Annotated in this window: 13 protein-coding genes; all 13 read left to right on the top strand. The window is 44.4% G+C overall.

Going from position 1 to position 16,450, the window contains the following annotated elements; all coding sequences use genetic code 11:
• Position 1: 1 nt before the first annotated feature.
• The 13 genes from NST94_RS29500 to NST94_RS29440 all read left to right on the top strand — a co-directional run bounded on the left by NST94_RS29500 (position 2) and on the right by NST94_RS29440 (position 16,331).
• On the top strand, positions 2-1,951 hold the full coding sequence (locus NST94_RS29500; RefSeq protein WP_076301552.1) for a DNA mismatch repair protein MutS: 1,950 nt from the start codon (positions 2-4) through the stop codon (positions 1,949-1,951).
• A gap of 193 nt (positions 1,952-2,144) precedes the next feature.
• Positions 2,145-3,863: an oligopeptide ABC transporter substrate-binding protein gene (opp4A, locus tag NST94_RS29495; protein WP_076301551.1), complete on the top strand. Its 1,719-nt coding sequence runs from the start codon at positions 2,145-2,147 to the stop codon at positions 3,861-3,863.
• An 84-nt stretch (positions 3,864-3,947) separates the two neighbouring features.
• Positions 3,948-4,892: a D-alanyl-D-alanine carboxypeptidase family protein gene (locus tag NST94_RS29490; protein WP_339281535.1), complete on the top strand. Its 945-nt coding sequence runs from the start codon at positions 3,948-3,950 to the stop codon at positions 4,890-4,892.
• A 322-nt stretch (positions 4,893-5,214) separates the two neighbouring features.
• On the top strand, positions 5,215-6,240 hold the full coding sequence (locus NST94_RS29485; protein WP_076099795.1) for an LCP family protein: 1,026 nt from the start codon (positions 5,215-5,217) through the stop codon (positions 6,238-6,240).
• A gap of 194 nt (positions 6,241-6,434) precedes the next feature.
• Entirely contained in the window at positions 6,435-6,860 is a 426-nt protein-coding gene (locus NST94_RS29480) for a CBS domain-containing protein (protein WP_036677795.1), read from the top strand.
• Between the two features lie 223 nt (positions 6,861-7,083).
• A complete protein-coding gene (locus tag NST94_RS29475; RefSeq protein WP_170914153.1) occupies positions 7,084-7,386 on the top strand; it encodes a MazG-like family protein in 303 nt (100 codons plus the stop codon).
• 6 nt (positions 7,387-7,392) lie between these two features.
• Entirely contained in the window at positions 7,393-8,310 is a 918-nt protein-coding gene (locus NST94_RS29470; RefSeq protein WP_076124314.1) for a DUF2232 domain-containing protein, read from the top strand.
• Positions 8,311-8,321: 11 nt separating this feature from the next.
• Positions 8,322-10,328, top strand: coding sequence for a DHH family phosphoesterase (locus tag NST94_RS29465; RefSeq protein WP_076124313.1), 2,007 nt, complete (start codon positions 8,322-8,324; stop codon positions 10,326-10,328).
• The gene (gene rplI, locus NST94_RS29460; RefSeq protein ID WP_036677804.1) at positions 10,325-10,771 is read left to right on the top strand and encodes a 50S ribosomal protein L9; all 447 of its coding nucleotides are present in this window, start codon (positions 10,325-10,327) and stop codon (positions 10,769-10,771) included. The genes NST94_RS29465 and rplI overlap by 4 nt, the downstream gene beginning before the upstream one ends.
• Position 10,772: 1 nt before the next feature.
• Positions 10,773-12,134: a replicative DNA helicase gene (gene dnaB / locus NST94_RS29455; RefSeq protein WP_036677807.1), complete on the top strand. Its 1,362-nt coding sequence runs from the start codon at positions 10,773-10,775 to the stop codon at positions 12,132-12,134.
• Between the two features lie 211 nt (positions 12,135-12,345).
• Positions 12,346-13,632, top strand: a complete 1,287-nt coding sequence (locus NST94_RS29450; RefSeq protein WP_076105178.1) for an adenylosuccinate synthase — start codon at positions 12,346-12,348, stop codon at positions 13,630-13,632.
• A gap of 190 nt (positions 13,633-13,822) precedes the next feature.
• Complete coding sequence (locus NST94_RS29445; protein WP_076132908.1) at positions 13,823-14,467, top strand: hypothetical protein; 645 nt, start codon at positions 13,823-13,825, stop codon at positions 14,465-14,467.
• 316 nt (positions 14,468-14,783) lie between these two features.
• Positions 14,784-16,331: a M23 family metallopeptidase gene (locus tag NST94_RS29440; protein ID WP_076276327.1), complete on the top strand. Its 1,548-nt coding sequence runs from the start codon at positions 14,784-14,786 to the stop codon at positions 16,329-16,331.
• The last annotated feature ends 119 nt before the right edge of the window (positions 16,332-16,450 follow it).

Genomic DNA, 16,450 nt, shown 5'->3' with positions numbered 1-16,450 from the left:
TGTGAATTTACAAAGTCTAAACACGTTGGAATACGAAATTATTAAAACCGAGCTTAGCCGTCATGCGGTATCTTATGTAGGAAAGAAAACTGTAGAAGAGCTTATGCCTATGACCTATTTGCCTTCGATTCAAAGAGCGATGGAGGAAACGTCTGAAGCTAAAGAGCTGCTCGAGCGGGGGTCCAGTGTACCGATTCCTTCATTGGAGGGGATTGAGTGGATCATGTCACTAATGGGGACTGGATATTTGTACAGTGAGCAAGACTTCACTGCAGTGGCTACATTTCTAAAGAGCTGTAGTCAATTGCGCAAATATATGGCTTCTAAAGAGCAAAGTGCTCCCCGGATAGCTGCTTATGCTTCCTCGCTGCTGGAATTAAATCATGTGCGGGAAGCAATTGATCGTTGTATCCGCTTTGGGGCGATTGATGATGGAGCTAGTAAGGGGTTAGAGCGGGTTCGTAAACGGATTGCCGTAGCTAAAGAACGTCTTCATAAAAAAATTGACGGGATCATGACGCGCCATCAATCGATTTTGCAAGAGAATATTTATAGTCAGCGTGGTGGACGATATGTTATCCCCGTAAAGCGGGAGTATCATAAGCAAATAAAGGGATCGGTACTTGATCAATCCACAAGTGGACAGACGGTGTTCATCGAACCAGAGGAGATTGCCTCCATGCAGATTGAGCTGGATCTGTTATTAGGAGAAGAGGCGCGTGAAGAAGCTGTGATCCTCAGTATGCTGACCAGCATGGTAGAACAGGAACAAACTGCACTGCGCCTAAATATCGAGGTTACAGGTACCTATGATTTTATTTTTGCCAAAGCAAAATATGCACGAACGCTGGGAGCATCTGAGGTTACTCTAAATGATAGGGGTTTTCTAAGGATGAACGGAGGCAGACATCCCATGCTGCAGGGCATGATTCCAATTAGCCTGGAGATTGGGAAGGGATATAGATCCCTAATCATTACAGGTCCAAATACAGGCGGGAAAACGGTGGTGCTCAAGACCCTCGGGCTGCTTACCCTCATGGCTCAATCCGGGTTGTTGATTCCGGTCGAGGAGGGGAGTGAGTTTACCGTTTTTACGGATGTGATCAGTGTAATCGGAGACGGACAAAGTTTGGCCCAATCACTCAGTACATTTTCGGCACAAATGAAGAGTATTGAGGGAATGCTGAGAGATGCCTCTAAAGGGGTGCTGCTGCTCATTGACGAGCTGGCGGCAGGTACAGACCCTGGTGAAGGAATCGCCCTCTCAATCGCCATTCTGGAAGAGCTGAGCCGTAAAGGGGCCAATATTATCGTCACAACTCATTTTAATGAGCTAAAAGCCTTTGCCGCTGCGACAGCCGGTTTTCAAAATGCACGAATGGAATTCGACAAAGAAACGCTGCAGCCGTTGTATCGTCTGACTATCGGAGAAGCGGGGGAGAGTTACGCTCTGCAAATTGCCAAAAAGCTGGGTATCCAGGATAACGTTATCAAGCGATCGTGGGAGATCGTTGAGGCGCAGCAGCAAAGGCTGCAGAAAGGTGATGGGTCGGCATGGGCAAGTCTTTTTAGCAAAGAGGGAGAGAAAGGGAAGACTGCACCTGTTATAGAGGATTTTGAAAAAGAAGAAAAGTCTGCGGAATCACTGAGCGATAAGGAGAAGCAGACCCAATATGAAATTGGTGATGCCGTTCTTGTAACTTCACTGGGGCGGATAGGAATTGTTTATGAGAAAAAAGATCACTTAGGAATGGTCGGAGTGATGATCCAGAAGCAAAAAATGCGGATTAATCATAAACGTTTAAAGCCATATCTATCCAAAGATGAGCTGTATCCTGAGGAATATGACTTTGATATAATTTTTGAGAGCAAGGATACCCGTAAAAAGCGGAAATTGATGCAGCGTAAGCATGTCGAAGGCCTGAGAATTACGCATAAGGATGAAGAATAATGTAATAAAGGGATCAGCCTATGAGGTAGGTCCCTCTTTTTTTATAAATACTATGAAAAATGCGTAAATTCAAGCAGGAGTATAGGCCTAAAGCTTAGAAGTTATTGTAACCATTCTAAAACTTTGTTACAGTAAATATTTATTCCATAGCTTAGATGTAGATATACGTTCAACTAGAGAAGGGAAGGAACACATGAAGAATAAGAAGATATGCGGGTTCTTGTTAACAATGCTCGTGATGACTACAGTATTGTCAGCATGCAGCAGAGCAGGTACCAGCAGTAATTCATTATCTTTACATCACAATGAGGTGGTCGAAAAGCCACAGACTGGCGGAGTAGTTACTTATGGATACTCATCGCCGTTTATGGGCTTCTTTGAGCCTGCTTTTTATGAAGGTGAAGATGATTTTCATGTGCTGGAGTTTATTACTGAGGCCATGTTTACGATAGATGATGATTTATCAACGGTTCCTAATATCGCCACTTGGCAGGAGTCCGAGGATCATAGAATATTTACCTTTAAAATTAAACCGGGAATCCGTTGGCATAATGGAGATGAACTGACCGTAGAGGACTGGAAATTTGCGATGGAGACTATTGCTAGTCCAGACTATACCGGATCGCGTTATTATAGTGTGGAAATGATTCAAGGTGCAGAAGCCTATCATAAAGGAGAGGCGAAGACTATAACAGGTCTTAAGGTTATAGATCCTTATACTTTGAAAATAACAATGACAGCTGCCCGCGTAAATACGATTGATAATCTATGGCCGTATCCGATGAATAAAAAATATTATACTGGAGTCGCCGTTAAGGATATGCCTGAGAGTGATCAGATGCGAAAAAATCCGATTGGGATTGGCCCCTTTGAGGTGAGCCTTATTGAACCTGGCCAGCGGGTGGAGATGAAGCGCTTTGATCAATACTATAAGGGTAAGGCTTTATTGGATGGTGTGTTGTATAAGGTATTTGATGACAAGGAAATCATCAGCCTGTTTGAACAAGGCGTTATTGATATAGAGAATGCTCCACGAGATACTTATGAAAAGCTGAGCGAACTCGATAATATTAATATTTTACAATCAAATGAGCTTGCTTATGAGTATATAGGGTTTAAATTTGGGTATTGGGATAGTGAAGCTGAAAAAATCGTAATGGATAACCCTAAATTTGCGGATAAAAGATTACGTCAGGCGATGTATTATGCACTTGATCGGGAGGGGATCATTGAATCATTTTCTCATGGGTTAGGCAAGCCTATAGAAACTCCGGTTTCCAGTGCAAGCTGGGCGAAGATCCCTGACAGTCAGATTAACACGTATCCCTATGATCCGGAAAAAGCGAAGCAGCTGCTTGATGAGGCTGGTTTTGTAGATGTTGATGGAGATGGGCTGCGTGAGGATCAAAAAGGAGAAAAGTTAGTTATTCATTATGATTCTATGCTAGGCAGTCATTCAGCGGAGTTACGAACTGCTGCTATTCTGGAGGATTGGCGAAATGTGGGACTCGATGTGCAGCTTAATGGTGGGGCGTTAAAAGAGCTCAATACCTTCTATGAAGCAGTAGAGGCTGATGATCCGTCCATTGAGTTGTTTAACGGGGTATGGGGATTAGCTAATGATCCTGATCCTTCAGGTCTCTGGAGGGAGAATGATTTGTGGAACTACCCACGTTGGTCCTCGGAGCGGAATGAAGAATTGATTCGCGATGGCACAAGTATGAAGGCATATGATAGAGATTATCGACAACAAATCTATTATGAATGGCAGAAGCTAGTGAATGAAGAGGTTCCAATGATCTTTTTTGCAGAAAGAGAAAGCATTACTGCTGTCAATAAACGTCTACAAGGTGTGCGTGTTGACTCTTTGGGCTCCATAATTGAGCCTAATAAATGGTGGATAAAGGACTAAATTAAAAAAAATAAAAAAAATTACGCAAAAAGTGAAATCAAATTGCTGTTTCATTCGTCATATATATTATGGAGGATGACAACGATGAAGAGACGGATATTGATATGGGCTGGTGCAGCTTTGATAGTCGTTGTCTTAATTACGGTGTGGAGGCCTATCGAGCTGGGCTTTAAACCGGATATTGACGCGGGTTCAGCAGTGCTGCTAGATATGGATAGTGGAGACATATGGGTTAATATCAACGGCGATGTGCCTATGCCACCGGCCAGTGTGTCTAAATTAATGACTGAAATGATTGTGCTGGATCACATAACCTCTGGAACCCTTAGGTGGGAGGATAGAGTCCCTATTAGTGCTTACGCCAGTCAAATGGGAGGTATGAGTCTCTCATTAAAACGAGGAGATTTCTATACAGTAAGGGAGCTATTCGAAGGCATCACCATCTATTCTGCTAATGATGCTGCAGTTGCATTGGCAGAATATATGGCAGGATCAGAGGATTCTTTTGTACTTATGATGAATGATAGAGCACGTAGTTTAGGTTTATCTCCTAATACTGTATTTACCAACGCCTCTGGATTGTCGAGCAAGGATCTTGGTATCATTCGTCAGCCTACGCATATCGGTGGCCAGACGATGATGACAGCGAGGGATACAGCCAAATTGGCAGCTGCGCTAATCCATAATCATCCTGATGTACTGAATATTTCCGGTCGTACACAGATGCAATTAAAGGATAAAGGGTTATATGTTAGTAATAGCAACCTTATGCTTCCAGGTATGGGCGGCGTTTACGCATACGATGGAGCAGATGGGTTGAAGACTGGATATGATAGCCAGACGGGATATTGTATTGCGGGATCAGCCCAGCGAGAGGGGCACCGGCTTATTGCGGTCGTTATGGGGGCAGAGACCTATGGCAGCCGATTTGAGGGTGCTGCTAAATTGTTCGATTATGGGTTTTTCCGCGGTTTACATTATGGAGAACGGGTAAAACATATTATACATGCCCTTGGAATTCGAAGTTAAATTTGGAGCATCATACCAGTAATTATTACTTGGTATGGTGCTTTTTCCCTATTCATGTCGGTATTTGTTGTTTCTTTTTATCCATTTAGTGATTACAATAGAAATATTGTTTTATCCCATATTATTTTAGAAACGCAAAAAAACTTTTTTCTATAATTTAGAATGACCCGAATTTCCTGAAAGGGGGGACAATAAGATAATGGAATAAGGGACAGTAAATTCGCCGCCGAGAGAAATAAAACCATGACTGCCTGAGAACGATCAGGAGGAATTGTAAATATATGGTATGTGTAATTATTCTACAATAAAGAAGGAATCAAAGATGAAAAAAATAAAGAAAAGATACATTGCGCTAATTGTTCTCGTCGTTGTTATAGCGGGAGGCTTTCTGTTTCGGAATTCTTTGGCCGTATTAGCCTTTGACCTCTTTTTGTCCGATCGGGTAGAAAGCAAGCTGAAAGAAGAATCTTACCAGCCACTTAAGGATGAGAATAAGGTTAAGCCAGAGCCGGTTGTATACAAAAGCGATCCATTCTCGCTGATGCTGCTCGGGACTGATCAACGCGACAATGAAACCGCACGTTCGGACACTATGATGTATGCTGTTGTTCGCCCTGAGGATTACAAAATTCTGCTTATTTCTATTCCACGTGATACGTATACCGAGATTATTGGGCATAACGATAATAAAAAAGATAAGATTACCCATGCTTATGCTTTTGGTGGGCAGCAAATGGCTAAGGATACTCTGGAAGCACTGCTGGAGCATGATATTCAGTATTATGCCACCATTAACTTTCAAGGGCTCAAGGATGCCGTTGATGCTATTGGAGGCGTTCCGCTGCCAATCAAGAAGGATATTGTAAACAAGGGTAAGGACCATGAAAAGTTTACGATCGAGGGTGGAAAGTCGAATTATAACGGTCAAGAAGCACTCAACTATACACGCTACCGTGAAGATAGTGACTTTAACCGGACCAAACGCCAACAGGTTTTTATTGATGTCGTAGCTAATAAAATGTTATCGATCAGCCAAATCGGCAATATTCCTAAGCTGCTGGATATTATGGGCGATAATTTTAAGACCGATATTGAGCCTTCAATGATTATTAGTCTGGCCAAGAAATTTATGGGCGGCAAAGATATGGATATCTCAAGCTTTACGGTAATGGGCGAAGGAAAACGTATTGACGGACTTTATTATGATATCGTTGATGAAGAGGACTTGCGCGAAGCTAAGGCGCTGATTGATAATTGGATGAATGCAGGAACACCTGTAGATCAACTGATTGAGCCGGGAAAAGCAAGTAATGCACTCGAGCCCAAAGCAACAGCAGTTACGCAGTAATTCTAATTGGAAAGCTAAACTCATATAAATAAATTGCAGCAGCCATACACATTCTCATGGCTGCTGCTTACTGTCTTCATGTTATAATGAGTTGGAACTATTATTTAGCTGCTACGTATAATCACATTGGCATGGCAGTAAAAGGAAGTTAAAGAACCGTAATTCCTTCGGAACTCTTTGAGGAGGATCAAGAGATGAATATTGCATTTTTTTTACTTCCGAAACAGGAGGTGGCCTGCGTAACGCTCGATTCTACGCTGCGCCAAACGCTTGAGAGGATGGAGTTTCACCGCTATACAGCAGTCCCGATTCTTAACCGTAATGGAGAGTATGCTGGCACGGTAACGGAAGGTGATCTGCTCTGGTACATGAAAGAGTCGGAGGGTAAGGTTTCGTTTGAGAACGCTTCAAAATTTTTGCTGAAGGACGTTCCATTACGTATGAATAACAAGCCGGTCTCGATTGATGCGGATATGGAAGATCTAATTAATTTGGCTAAGGTGCAGAACTTTGTACCTGTGGTCGATGATATGAACCGGTTTATTGGAATTGTTCGCCGGAGTCAAGTCATAGAATATTGCGAGAAATTTGTAACAAGACAATCACAGGAATCATTATAGTCCCAGTGTATTCGCGGTTATAGAAGCTATCGGAACAAGGCCTGTATTTCCGGCGATAACGGAATGCGGGTCTTTTTTAAAGAAAGCTCCTCTCCAAAAAGAGGCATAGTCAGCATGGATTGAAGCATACTTAAGGGGCGCGGGGCGTCCAGTGTGACACCGAATTTTTTATGCTATAATGGAGAATAAAGCTTTTTGCCGGAGGTAGAGAGACGTGTCCAATGTGCCGAAGGATCTGGATGTAGCCAAGCGCGCCAAGGTAATTGAATGGCTGAAAACCGAAGTGATTGATCAAGTTTCAAGGTTATTTAAAGCGTTATGGGAAGGCAGTACTACCCGTGTCGGTGACAGTCTGGCTAGCTTGATTATGAGCTCTTATATTTTGGGCCGCAGACTAGGGATTCCTTATCGTTCTTTAGATGACTTGCTACTGGAGAAGCTTAGAAAGCACAAGCAGGAAGGGCATCAACTGGAAGATTGGTACCAAGATATATCTGCTTTAGAAGAACATATGCGTAAGAGGTGAATACTGTTGAAATTTCGCTGGTCATCTGTGGCTTGGAGCGTAGCATACTTACTTTTGCTGCTTAGTTTAACGACTCCACTCCTCATCATCACTACCCTTTTTATGATTGTTCCGGCAGTAGTGTTGTTTACTACACTGAACACGAGACAATTTGTGCTGCATGTATTGCCGGTGTTGCTGATTGTAGGCTTGATTACACCAATTTATCTGTTGATAGCTGCGTATTTCTTAATACCGGCTCTGGTTATGGGGCGTTGGTATAAAAGACATGCCCCGGCCATGTCTACTGTGATCGCAGGTACGGTTACGATTCTTGCACAGTTCCTGCTGCTTTTGCTGCTGGGTACGGCATTATTTAATTTTGACCTGTCTACCTATGTGAACGATGTATTGCAAATGGTTAATTCACCTCTGTCTGAGCTCGGAACTACTAATCCTCTGCTCACTGATATTGGATTTTCAACTGAGGATGTAAACAAGATAAGTCATATGACGGTCCAAATGATCCCTATGACTCTAATCGTAAGCTCCTTCATGATTGCTGTGATTACGCATTCTATTGCCCGCCCGATTCTGAACAGTATGAATTATGCAGTGCCTAAGATGAAGCCTGCACGTGAATGGAGACTTTCGAGATCGTTTATTTGGTACTATCTGATTGGTGTTGTTCTACAGCTCTTCTTCTCAGGGTCGGAGAACAATTTCATCCTCATGATTTCTGCCAATCTTCTGCCACTGCTGCGAATTGGCTTTATGATTCAGGCCATCGGATTTTTCTTCTTCCTGGCGCATGAACGCAAATGGAACAAGATGTCTGCCGTTTTGTTAGCGATACCGGTTATTTTACTGCCGCCGCTGCGCATTATTGGTATTATTGATCTTGCGTTCCCACTGCGGGAGTATGTGACCAAATCGAAACGATAGGGTGAGAGTTCATGCCTAAATTTCTGCAAAGACGCTGGCACGGCTATCATACCGTATGGGCGTTCATGCTGCTGTTGGTCCTTATTATAATTGTCAGTGTTTATAACTGGGCGCTTGGGGTCGCCGGCCTGTTTCTCTCAGGTACTTTATGCTTCTATATGTTGAAAGCGGAGATCTCGTTCCGCCGTAATCTGGTGGAATATATTAATGGGCTATCTTTCCGCATTAAGCGGGTAGAGGGCGAAGCAGTCAGCATGCTGCCGCTTGGAATCATTCTGTTTAGCGAGGATCGAACGGTGGAATGGAATAACCGCTATGCCGGCGATATTTTCGCACGCAAGTCTTTAGTTGGGGAATCACTGCAAGAATTATTGCCTGATATGCAGTCTTTTTTCACAGGTGCTGCAGCGGGTAAACGGGAGGTCGCCAAAGAGGGTGTGCTCCATGACACCCGCCTTGAGATCACCGTGGATGAACGATTTTATCAAGCTGTCATTATTCCGAGTGAGCGTATTCTTTACTTGTATGATATCACTGAGCTTGTGGTGTTACGTGAGCGGTATGAGGATGAGAAGCTGGCGATCGGCATAGTGATGATGGATAACCTGGATGAATCTGCTCAAGGGATGGATGATCAACAGCGAACCTCGCTGATTGCTAAGGTGACGAGTGAAATCACTGAATGGAGTAAGCAGTTTGAGGTTTATCTGCGGCGGTTGTCCTCGGAACGTTATCTAATGCTGCTTAATCATCGTAGCCTGCAAGCGTTGGAAGAGAGCCGCTTCGTGATTCTAGATGAAGTCAGAGAAATGACTGCTGATCTTAAGGTACCCATGACACTGAGTATTGGTCTGGCCTTTGGTGCAGACTCTGCAAGTGAATTAGGGGCATTGGCCCAATCCAGTCTAGATATGGCGCTTGGCCGAGGTGGTGATCAGGCGGCTGTAAAAGCAGGCCAACGGTTATCCTTCTACGGTGGCAAGAGTAATGCTGCTGAGAAGCGTACCCGAGTGCGGGCGCGGGTCATTGCGCATGCTTTGCGGGATCTGATGCAGGAGAGCGATCGTGTGCTGATCCTCGGTCATCGGACACCGGATATCGACGCTGTGGGTGCTGCAATCGGCCTGTTAAGGGCTGCGCAGATGTATAATGTAGAGGCTAGCATTGTGATGGAGACTCCTAATCCATCGATAACTAACATGATGGAGCAGATTCGTAAGGACGATGAATTGTATAAGTCATTCATCACAACGGAGCAATCCCTACAGATCATGACAGAGCATACCCTGCTTATTGTTGTGGATACACATAAGGCGTCTATGACGATGGAGCCGCGGCTAGTGCAATATGCCAGCAGAATTGTAGTGGTGGATCATCACCGCAGAGGTGAAGAGTTCATTAACGATGCTGTATTGGTGTATTTGGAGCCATACGCTTCATCGACTTGTGAGCTGGTGACAGAGCTGCTTCAGTATATTCATGAGAAGGTAAAGATCAGTCCGCTGGATGCTACAATGTTGTTAGCGGGGATCACGGTGGATACGAAGCATTTTGCGCTTCATACGGGGTCGCGTACCTTTGAGGCCGCAGGCTTCCTGCGCCGGAATGGTGCCGATACCGTACTTATTCAGCGCATGCTCAAGGAGGATTTACAGGAGTATATTTCCAAAGCCGAAATTATCAAACATGCGCGGATGGTGTATGACCAAATCGCGCTTGTAGTTACGGCACCAGGCATGAAAATTCCGCAGCTTCTTATTGCTCAGACTGCGGACACGCTGCTTGGGATGACCAACGTAGTCGCTTCATTCGTCATCAGCGAGCGGCCTGACGGCCTGATTGGCATTAGTGCCCGATCACTAGGACGTATGAATGTACAGGTCGTGATGGAGAAATTAGGCGGCGGAGGGCATCTGTCCAATGCCGCGGTACAGCTTGAAGGAACATGTAAAGAAGCAGAAGCCAGATTACTGCAGGTGCTGGCTGAAATCGAATCGAAAGAGGGGTTATTCGAATGAAGGTCATATTCATAAAAGATGTTAAGGGTCAAGGTAAAAAAGGTCAGGTTAAAGAGGTATCCGAAGGTTATGCTTCTAACTTCTTATTGCCACGTGGATTGGTTCGTCCGGCAACGGAAGGTAACGTGAAGACGCTGGAGAATCAAGCGGCTGCTGAACAACGCCGTAAAGATAACGAAAAAGAAGAAGCACAGCAATTGGGTAAGAAGCTTGACGAGCTAACACTGACAATGAAAGCAAAATCAGGTGAAGGCGGACGTTTATTCGGTGCTATTACAAGCAAACAGATTGCTGAGACACTGGCTTCCACCAAAGGAATTACTATTGATAAGCGCAAGATTGAATTAGGTGAGCCAATTCGCCATATAGGAGTATTTCAAGTAAGCGTAAAATTGCATACTGAAGTAAAGGCCACACTTAAGGTTGAGGTAACGGAGGAGTAACATGGGTGGAGATCTCTTTTTCGATCGGGTTCCCCCGCAGAATCTTGAAGCCGAGCAGGCGGTAATTGGTGCGGTTCTGTTGCAGGATGAAGCGCTCATTACTGCAATGGAACGGGTGAATACCGAAGACTTCTACGATAAAGCGCATCAAATGATTTTTGAGGCGATGGTGCAGCTCGGAGAAGAGAGCCAGCCGATTGATCTTGTTACACTTACGTCCAGACTGCAGGACAAAGGAGAGCTTGAAGATATTGGTGGGGTTAGCTACTTAGCTAAGCTGGCGCATGCCGTGCCTACTGCTGCTAACGTAGAATACTACGCCCAGATTATCGAAGAGAAAGCCATGCTGCGCCGTTTGATTCGCACAGCCACGCAAATTGTGAGCGAAGGTTATACTGGCGGTGAAGATGTAGCCGATATGCTGAGTGATGCAGAGCGGCGCATTCTTGAAATCTCCAACCGGCGGAGCGGCAGTGGATTTATTGCGATCCGCGATGTCTTGATGGAAGTGTTCGACAAGGTTGAGTTGCTTCATCAAAATAAGGGGGGTACCTCAGGTATCCCAACCGGATTTGTGGATTTAGATCATATGACTAACGGATTCCAACGTAACGATCTGATCATTGTTGCGGCTCGTCCATCTGTTGGTAAGACTGCATTCGCCCTGAATATTGCACAGAACGTGGCAGTACGCGCTAAAGAAACTGTTGCGATATTCAGTCTGGAAATGTCAGCGCCACAGCTGGTACAGCGGATGATTTGTGCTGAAGCCAACTTAGATGCCAATATTATGCGTACCGGTGACTTCAAGAGTGATGATGATTGGTCCAAGCTGACGATGGGTATTCAGTCTCTATCTGAAGCGGAGATTTATATCGACGATACACCAGGTATCACGGTAACCGATATTCGTGCAAAGTGCCGGAGACTGAAGAAGGAAAAAGGACTTGGCATGATCGTCATCGACTACTTGCAGCTCATTCAGGGCCGCGGTAAAGGCGGAGAGAACCGTCAGCAGGAAGTATCGGATATATCTCGTACACTGAAGCAGATTGCCCGTGAGCTGGATGTGCCGGTTATTGCCCTGTCACAGTTAAGCCGGGGTGTAGAGCAGCGTCAGGATAAACGTCCAATGATGAGTGACTTGCGTGAATCGGGTTCTATCGAGCAGGATGCCGATATTGTTGCGTTTCTGTATCGTGACGATTATTACAATGCGGATACGGAGAAGAAGAATATTATTGAGATCATTATAGCTAAACAGCGTAATGGTCCCGTAGGCACGGTAGAACTGGTCTTTCTTAAAAATTTCAACAAGTTCGTTAACTACGAGCGAGCACATGCGGAACCATTTGCTGGTTAAACCTGACATGTATAATTCCCGAACGATTGCACATTTCTTTGTGTAATCGTTCGTTTTATTTGACTTTGAAAAAAACCGCTGTTACACTGAGAATTGTCCTTTAGCGGGTTAAATCTGCTTGGCGTCCGGAGGGCCACGTACATAAGAATGACGTATAGGGTCCATATTATGAAAAATAATGGTGCTAAGTAGCACCTACGGAGGAATGAACATGTCAACGGTAGTCGTCGTGGGAACACAATGGGGAGACGAAGGTAAAGGGAAAATCACTGACTTTCTAGCGGAAAGTGCAGATGTGGTCGCCCGTTATCAAGGGGGCAATAATGCCGGTCACACGATTCTGATTGACGGTGAGAAGTTTAAGCTCAGCTTGATCCCTTCGGGTGTATTTTATAAAGAGAAAACTTGTGTAATTGGTAACGGAATGGTTATTAATCCGGCTGCCTTGATCCAAGAAATTAATTATATTCATGAGAACGGTTTTGATACTAAGAACTTAGTGATCAGTGATCGTGCTCATGTCATTATGCCATACCATATGGTGCTGGATGCTCTCGAAGAAGACCGTAAGGGTCCGAACAAGATTGGTACTACACGTAAAGGTATCGGTCCTTGTTATATGGATAAGGCAGCACGCAACGGTATCCGTATTGCTGACTTGATGGACGCTGAGGAATTCGAACTGAGACTCCGCCCCTTGATGCAAGAGAAGAACCAAGTGATTACACAGGTCTATGGTGCCGAAGCTCTTAACGTAGAAGAGATTCTCACTCAATACTTGGAATATGCAGAAGTGCTGCGTAATTATGTAACAGACACCTCTGTTATTCTTAATGATGCTATTGATGCGGATCGCAAAGTGTTGTTTGAAGGTGCGCAAGGAGTAATGCTTGATATCGATCAAGGTACGTATCCGTTTGTTACTTCATCCAACCCATCTGCCGGTGGGGTGTGCATAGGTTCTGGTGTTGGACCGTCCAAAATAAAACAGGTTATTGGGGTTGCAAAAGCCTATACCACTCGTGTTGGAGATGGCCCATTCCCTACAGAACTTAATGATGCAACAGGTGATTATATTCGTGAAACAGGTCATGAATATGGCACAGTTACCGGACGTGCACGCCGTGTAGGCTGGTTCGACAGTGTAGTTGTGAGTCACGCTCGTCGTGTAAGTGGAATCACAGGGCTATCTCTTAACTCGCTGGATGTACTTAGCGGACTTGAGACTGTGAAGATCTGCACAGGCTACAAATACCGTGGTGAGGTAATTACTCATTACCCTGCTAGCCTCAAAATGCTGGCAGAATGTGAAGCGGTATATGAGGAGCTTCCAGGCTGGAGCGAAGATATTACTTCTGCAAAAACATTGGATGATCTTCCAGCAAATACACGTAGATATGTTGAACGTGTATCTGAGCTTACAGGTATTCCGATTGCTATCTTCTCAGTGGGTCGTAACCGTGAGCAGACGAATCAAGTATTGCCAATTTATATCTAAAATCTAGTTATAATAAGGAGCCCCGTTAGAGGCTCTTTTTTTTGTTCTGAGGACTATATCTCTCTCTTTTGGGGCCTAGATTTATACCTAGACGTTTCCCAAGGCAGGTTCTAGTCAATACTGGATGTATAGAAGAACATGTACATGATCTACCAGATAGACTTGAACATAGGTGAGAGGAGAAATGAAGATGAAGATCGTGAAGCGTGCACTTAGCGTATGTCTGATTGTGGTACTTGCCAGCACTCTTTCAATTCTAACAACGGGCGTGGTTGTAAATGCTTATATTCAGTCGGTACTGGCTAGCTTCGATATTAAAGTGAATACTCCCGGTCCGGGATTTGGAGGAATGATTCGGAGCATCATTGGCATGGATAACAAATCTGACTCGGATACAGCCAATAAAGAAGTAACCACAGGGAGTACAGTTAGCAAGGAGACCGACAAAAGCACGGATTCGCCAGCTAAAGGCAAGGGTGAGCCCGTAGATGATAATACTCCGACTGATGCCTTACCAGTTATGGGGCAAGTTACAACCGAAAGTTCAGCTGATAACGGAAGTGGAAGTGTTGGTGACCAACAATTAGTAATGACACCTGAGGCACTCAGTGACTTCAAAGATAATCTTCCATCGGAAGAGAAGGTAAATATATTCAATATTTTGATGTCCAAACTACCCCAGGATGAGATGGCAAAAATTTCAACAGCGATGGAGGATGGACTAACAGAAGATGAGGTTAAAGAGCTGCAACAGGTAATTGCAAAATATGTTGATGCAGACGAATATGAGAGCATAATGAAAATGCTTACACCAACTACAGAATCTACGCAATAGCATTTGTAATTGTCACTTTATAGACACATGAAAAAGGTTAAAATTTCATATTTGCGCAAAAAACCCGCGTATTTGGCGGGTTTTTTGTCATGTCTAAAGTTGAAATTTTTCTCTAAGCTATGGTACAGTAAACAAGGACCTCAAGAGGTTAATTTTTTGTAACCTCCTTAACAACCTTTTTATAGGTTCATTAGAAGCAGGAATTAAGCACTAGTATACGTAGAAATTTACATGGACGTAATCTATATAATCGAGGTCGTACAATTAGCTTGGCCGCTTTTGTCGGAAGTAAAAGCGGACTGAAAGGGAGAGTTTCATGAAGGGATTTAAGTTCATGCGTCGGATGAGCAAGCTGCAGGATGGACATCCAGCAGAATCCGAGGCGAATGTTCAACAGAGCCACAATTTCGATCACGACTCCAAACACTTTCAACAAGAGAAAGGTACTCGCAGATTTCGGCGTGCTTGGATTTTGGGATCTGTCGGCCTTGTGCTTCTAGCTACGGTGTTGGTTGGAGCAGAGAAAAAGTATGTAGCCGCTAACACGGTTACCTATTATCAAGTGTTGGTGAAGGGTGAAGAAGTCGGAAGACTTACCGATCAGACGCAGCTTAACCAGCTATATGATAAGAAACAACGAGAATATCAGGAGAAATATCCGAATTCAACCATGGTGCTGCAAACAGAGGGCATAACAATAGAAGAGCAGAAGGCATACAAGCCAGAAGTTGATAGTGAGGCGACACTTACTAAACTAGATGGAATGCTGAAAGCTTATGCGGTAGGCGTGCAATTGATGGTAGATGGCAAGGCCGTTGGCATAGTTAAGGATCAGGAAACTGCTAATGCTGTGCTCGAAGGGGTAAAAAATCATTATGTCCCACAAGCAGAAGTAGCAACGACGGCTAGTAAGTTGACAAGAACGGCTGCTTCCAGCTCATCTGCTGCAAAAGCGAAGGCTCCAGAGCAAGTAGAGTCGGTAGAGATTAGCGAGGATATTTCTATCGTTCCTATCAAAGCAGATCCTAATAAAGTGTTGGATGTGGAAGCGGCGGTCCAGACACTTACCGAAGGCAAAGAGGCGCCTCTTCTTTATACCGTTCAAGAGGGTGATACGATTTCGGGGATTGCCAAACGGTTTGAAATCACCCAAAAAGAGATTTATAGTAACAACCCTAACGTGAAAGAGCTGACGTTGAAGATTGGAGATACACTGAAGCTGAAGGTACCCCAACCAGATGTTACAGTAGTAACTGTGGAAAAAGTGACTGAGCAGATAGTGACTGAGCCGGAAGTGGTTGTGCGTTCGAGCGATCAGCTAGCGGCAGGCAAAAGTAAAGTGGTTCGTCCAGGGCAAACTGGACTTAAGGAAATGGAGTATCGGGTAACGAAGGAAAATGGTACGGTTGTCCAAGAAGAATGGTTAGGCCAGACCGTTATAAAAGCCTCGCTGCCAGAAGTTGTTTATCGGGGAACGAAGGTTGTTGGTGAAGGAACAGGCATGTTCAGTTGGCCGGTGAGCGGGGCAACCCTGACAAGTAGCTTCGGTGAGCGTTGGAGCCGTGCCCATAAGGGTATTGATATGGTATCTAGCAATCGGAATATAAAAGCTTCTGATGCCGGGACCGTAATCTTTGCAGGGGTGCAGAATGGATACGGGAATGTAGTTATTGTGGATCATCGCAACGGATACCAGACCTATTATGGTCATTTAAAAAGCATCTCGGTTTCTACAGGCCAACGCTTGGAGCAGGGTGGCAAGATTGGCGTAATGGGCAGCACCGGACGTTCGACGGGTACACATCTGCATTTTGAGATTCGGAAGAATGGCACTGCTGTAAATCCAATGAAGTACTTGCAATAATTCATACTTTATCCTTTAACTGCTCGATTTTAATCGGGCGGTTTTTATTTTTTTTAATCTACGAGTGACGGCAAAGCCGTTTCTTTTTGCTGGGCAGGGGGATTGCTTATTTCGTAGGA

It is taken from the genome of Paenibacillus sp. FSL H8-0282, assembly GCF_037963825.1.
In the GTDB taxonomy this organism is placed as follows: Bacteria; Bacillota; Bacilli; order Paenibacillales; family Paenibacillaceae; genus Paenibacillus_AQ; species Paenibacillus_AQ odorifer.
Note: the sequence above shows the minus strand (reverse complement) of the source record. Positions and strands in the feature narration are given on the sequence as shown.

Excerpts from the sequence above, each read along its gene's own strand:
- opp4A (WP_076301551.1), top strand. The coding sequence starts at position 2,145 with ATGAAGAATAAGAAGATATGCGGGTTCTTGTTAACAATGCTCGTGATG.
- NST94_RS29490 (WP_339281535.1), top strand. The coding sequence starts at position 3,948 with ATGAAGAGACGGATATTGATATGGGCTGGTGCAGCTTTGATAGTCGTT.
- NST94_RS29485 (WP_076099795.1), top strand. The coding sequence starts at position 5,215 with ATGAAAAAAATAAAGAAAAGATACATTGCGCTAATTGTTCTCGTCGTT.
- NST94_RS29480 (WP_036677795.1), top strand. The coding sequence starts at position 6,435 with ATGAATATTGCATTTTTTTTACTTCCGAAACAGGAGGTGGCCTGCGTA.
- NST94_RS29465 (WP_076124313.1), top strand. The coding sequence starts at position 8,322 with ATGCCTAAATTTCTGCAAAGACGCTGGCACGGCTATCATACCGTATGG.
- rplI (WP_036677804.1), top strand. The coding sequence starts at position 10,325 with ATGAAGGTCATATTCATAAAAGATGTTAAGGGTCAAGGTAAAAAAGGT.
- dnaB (WP_036677807.1), top strand. The coding sequence starts at position 10,773 with ATGGGTGGAGATCTCTTTTTCGATCGGGTTCCCCCGCAGAATCTTGAA.
- NST94_RS29450 (WP_076105178.1), top strand. The coding sequence starts at position 12,346 with ATGTCAACGGTAGTCGTCGTGGGAACACAATGGGGAGACGAAGGTAAA.
- NST94_RS29445 (WP_076132908.1), top strand. The coding sequence starts at position 13,823 with ATGAAGATCGTGAAGCGTGCACTTAGCGTATGTCTGATTGTGGTACTT.
- NST94_RS29440 (WP_076276327.1), top strand. The coding sequence starts at position 14,784 with ATGAAGGGATTTAAGTTCATGCGTCGGATGAGCAAGCTGCAGGATGGA.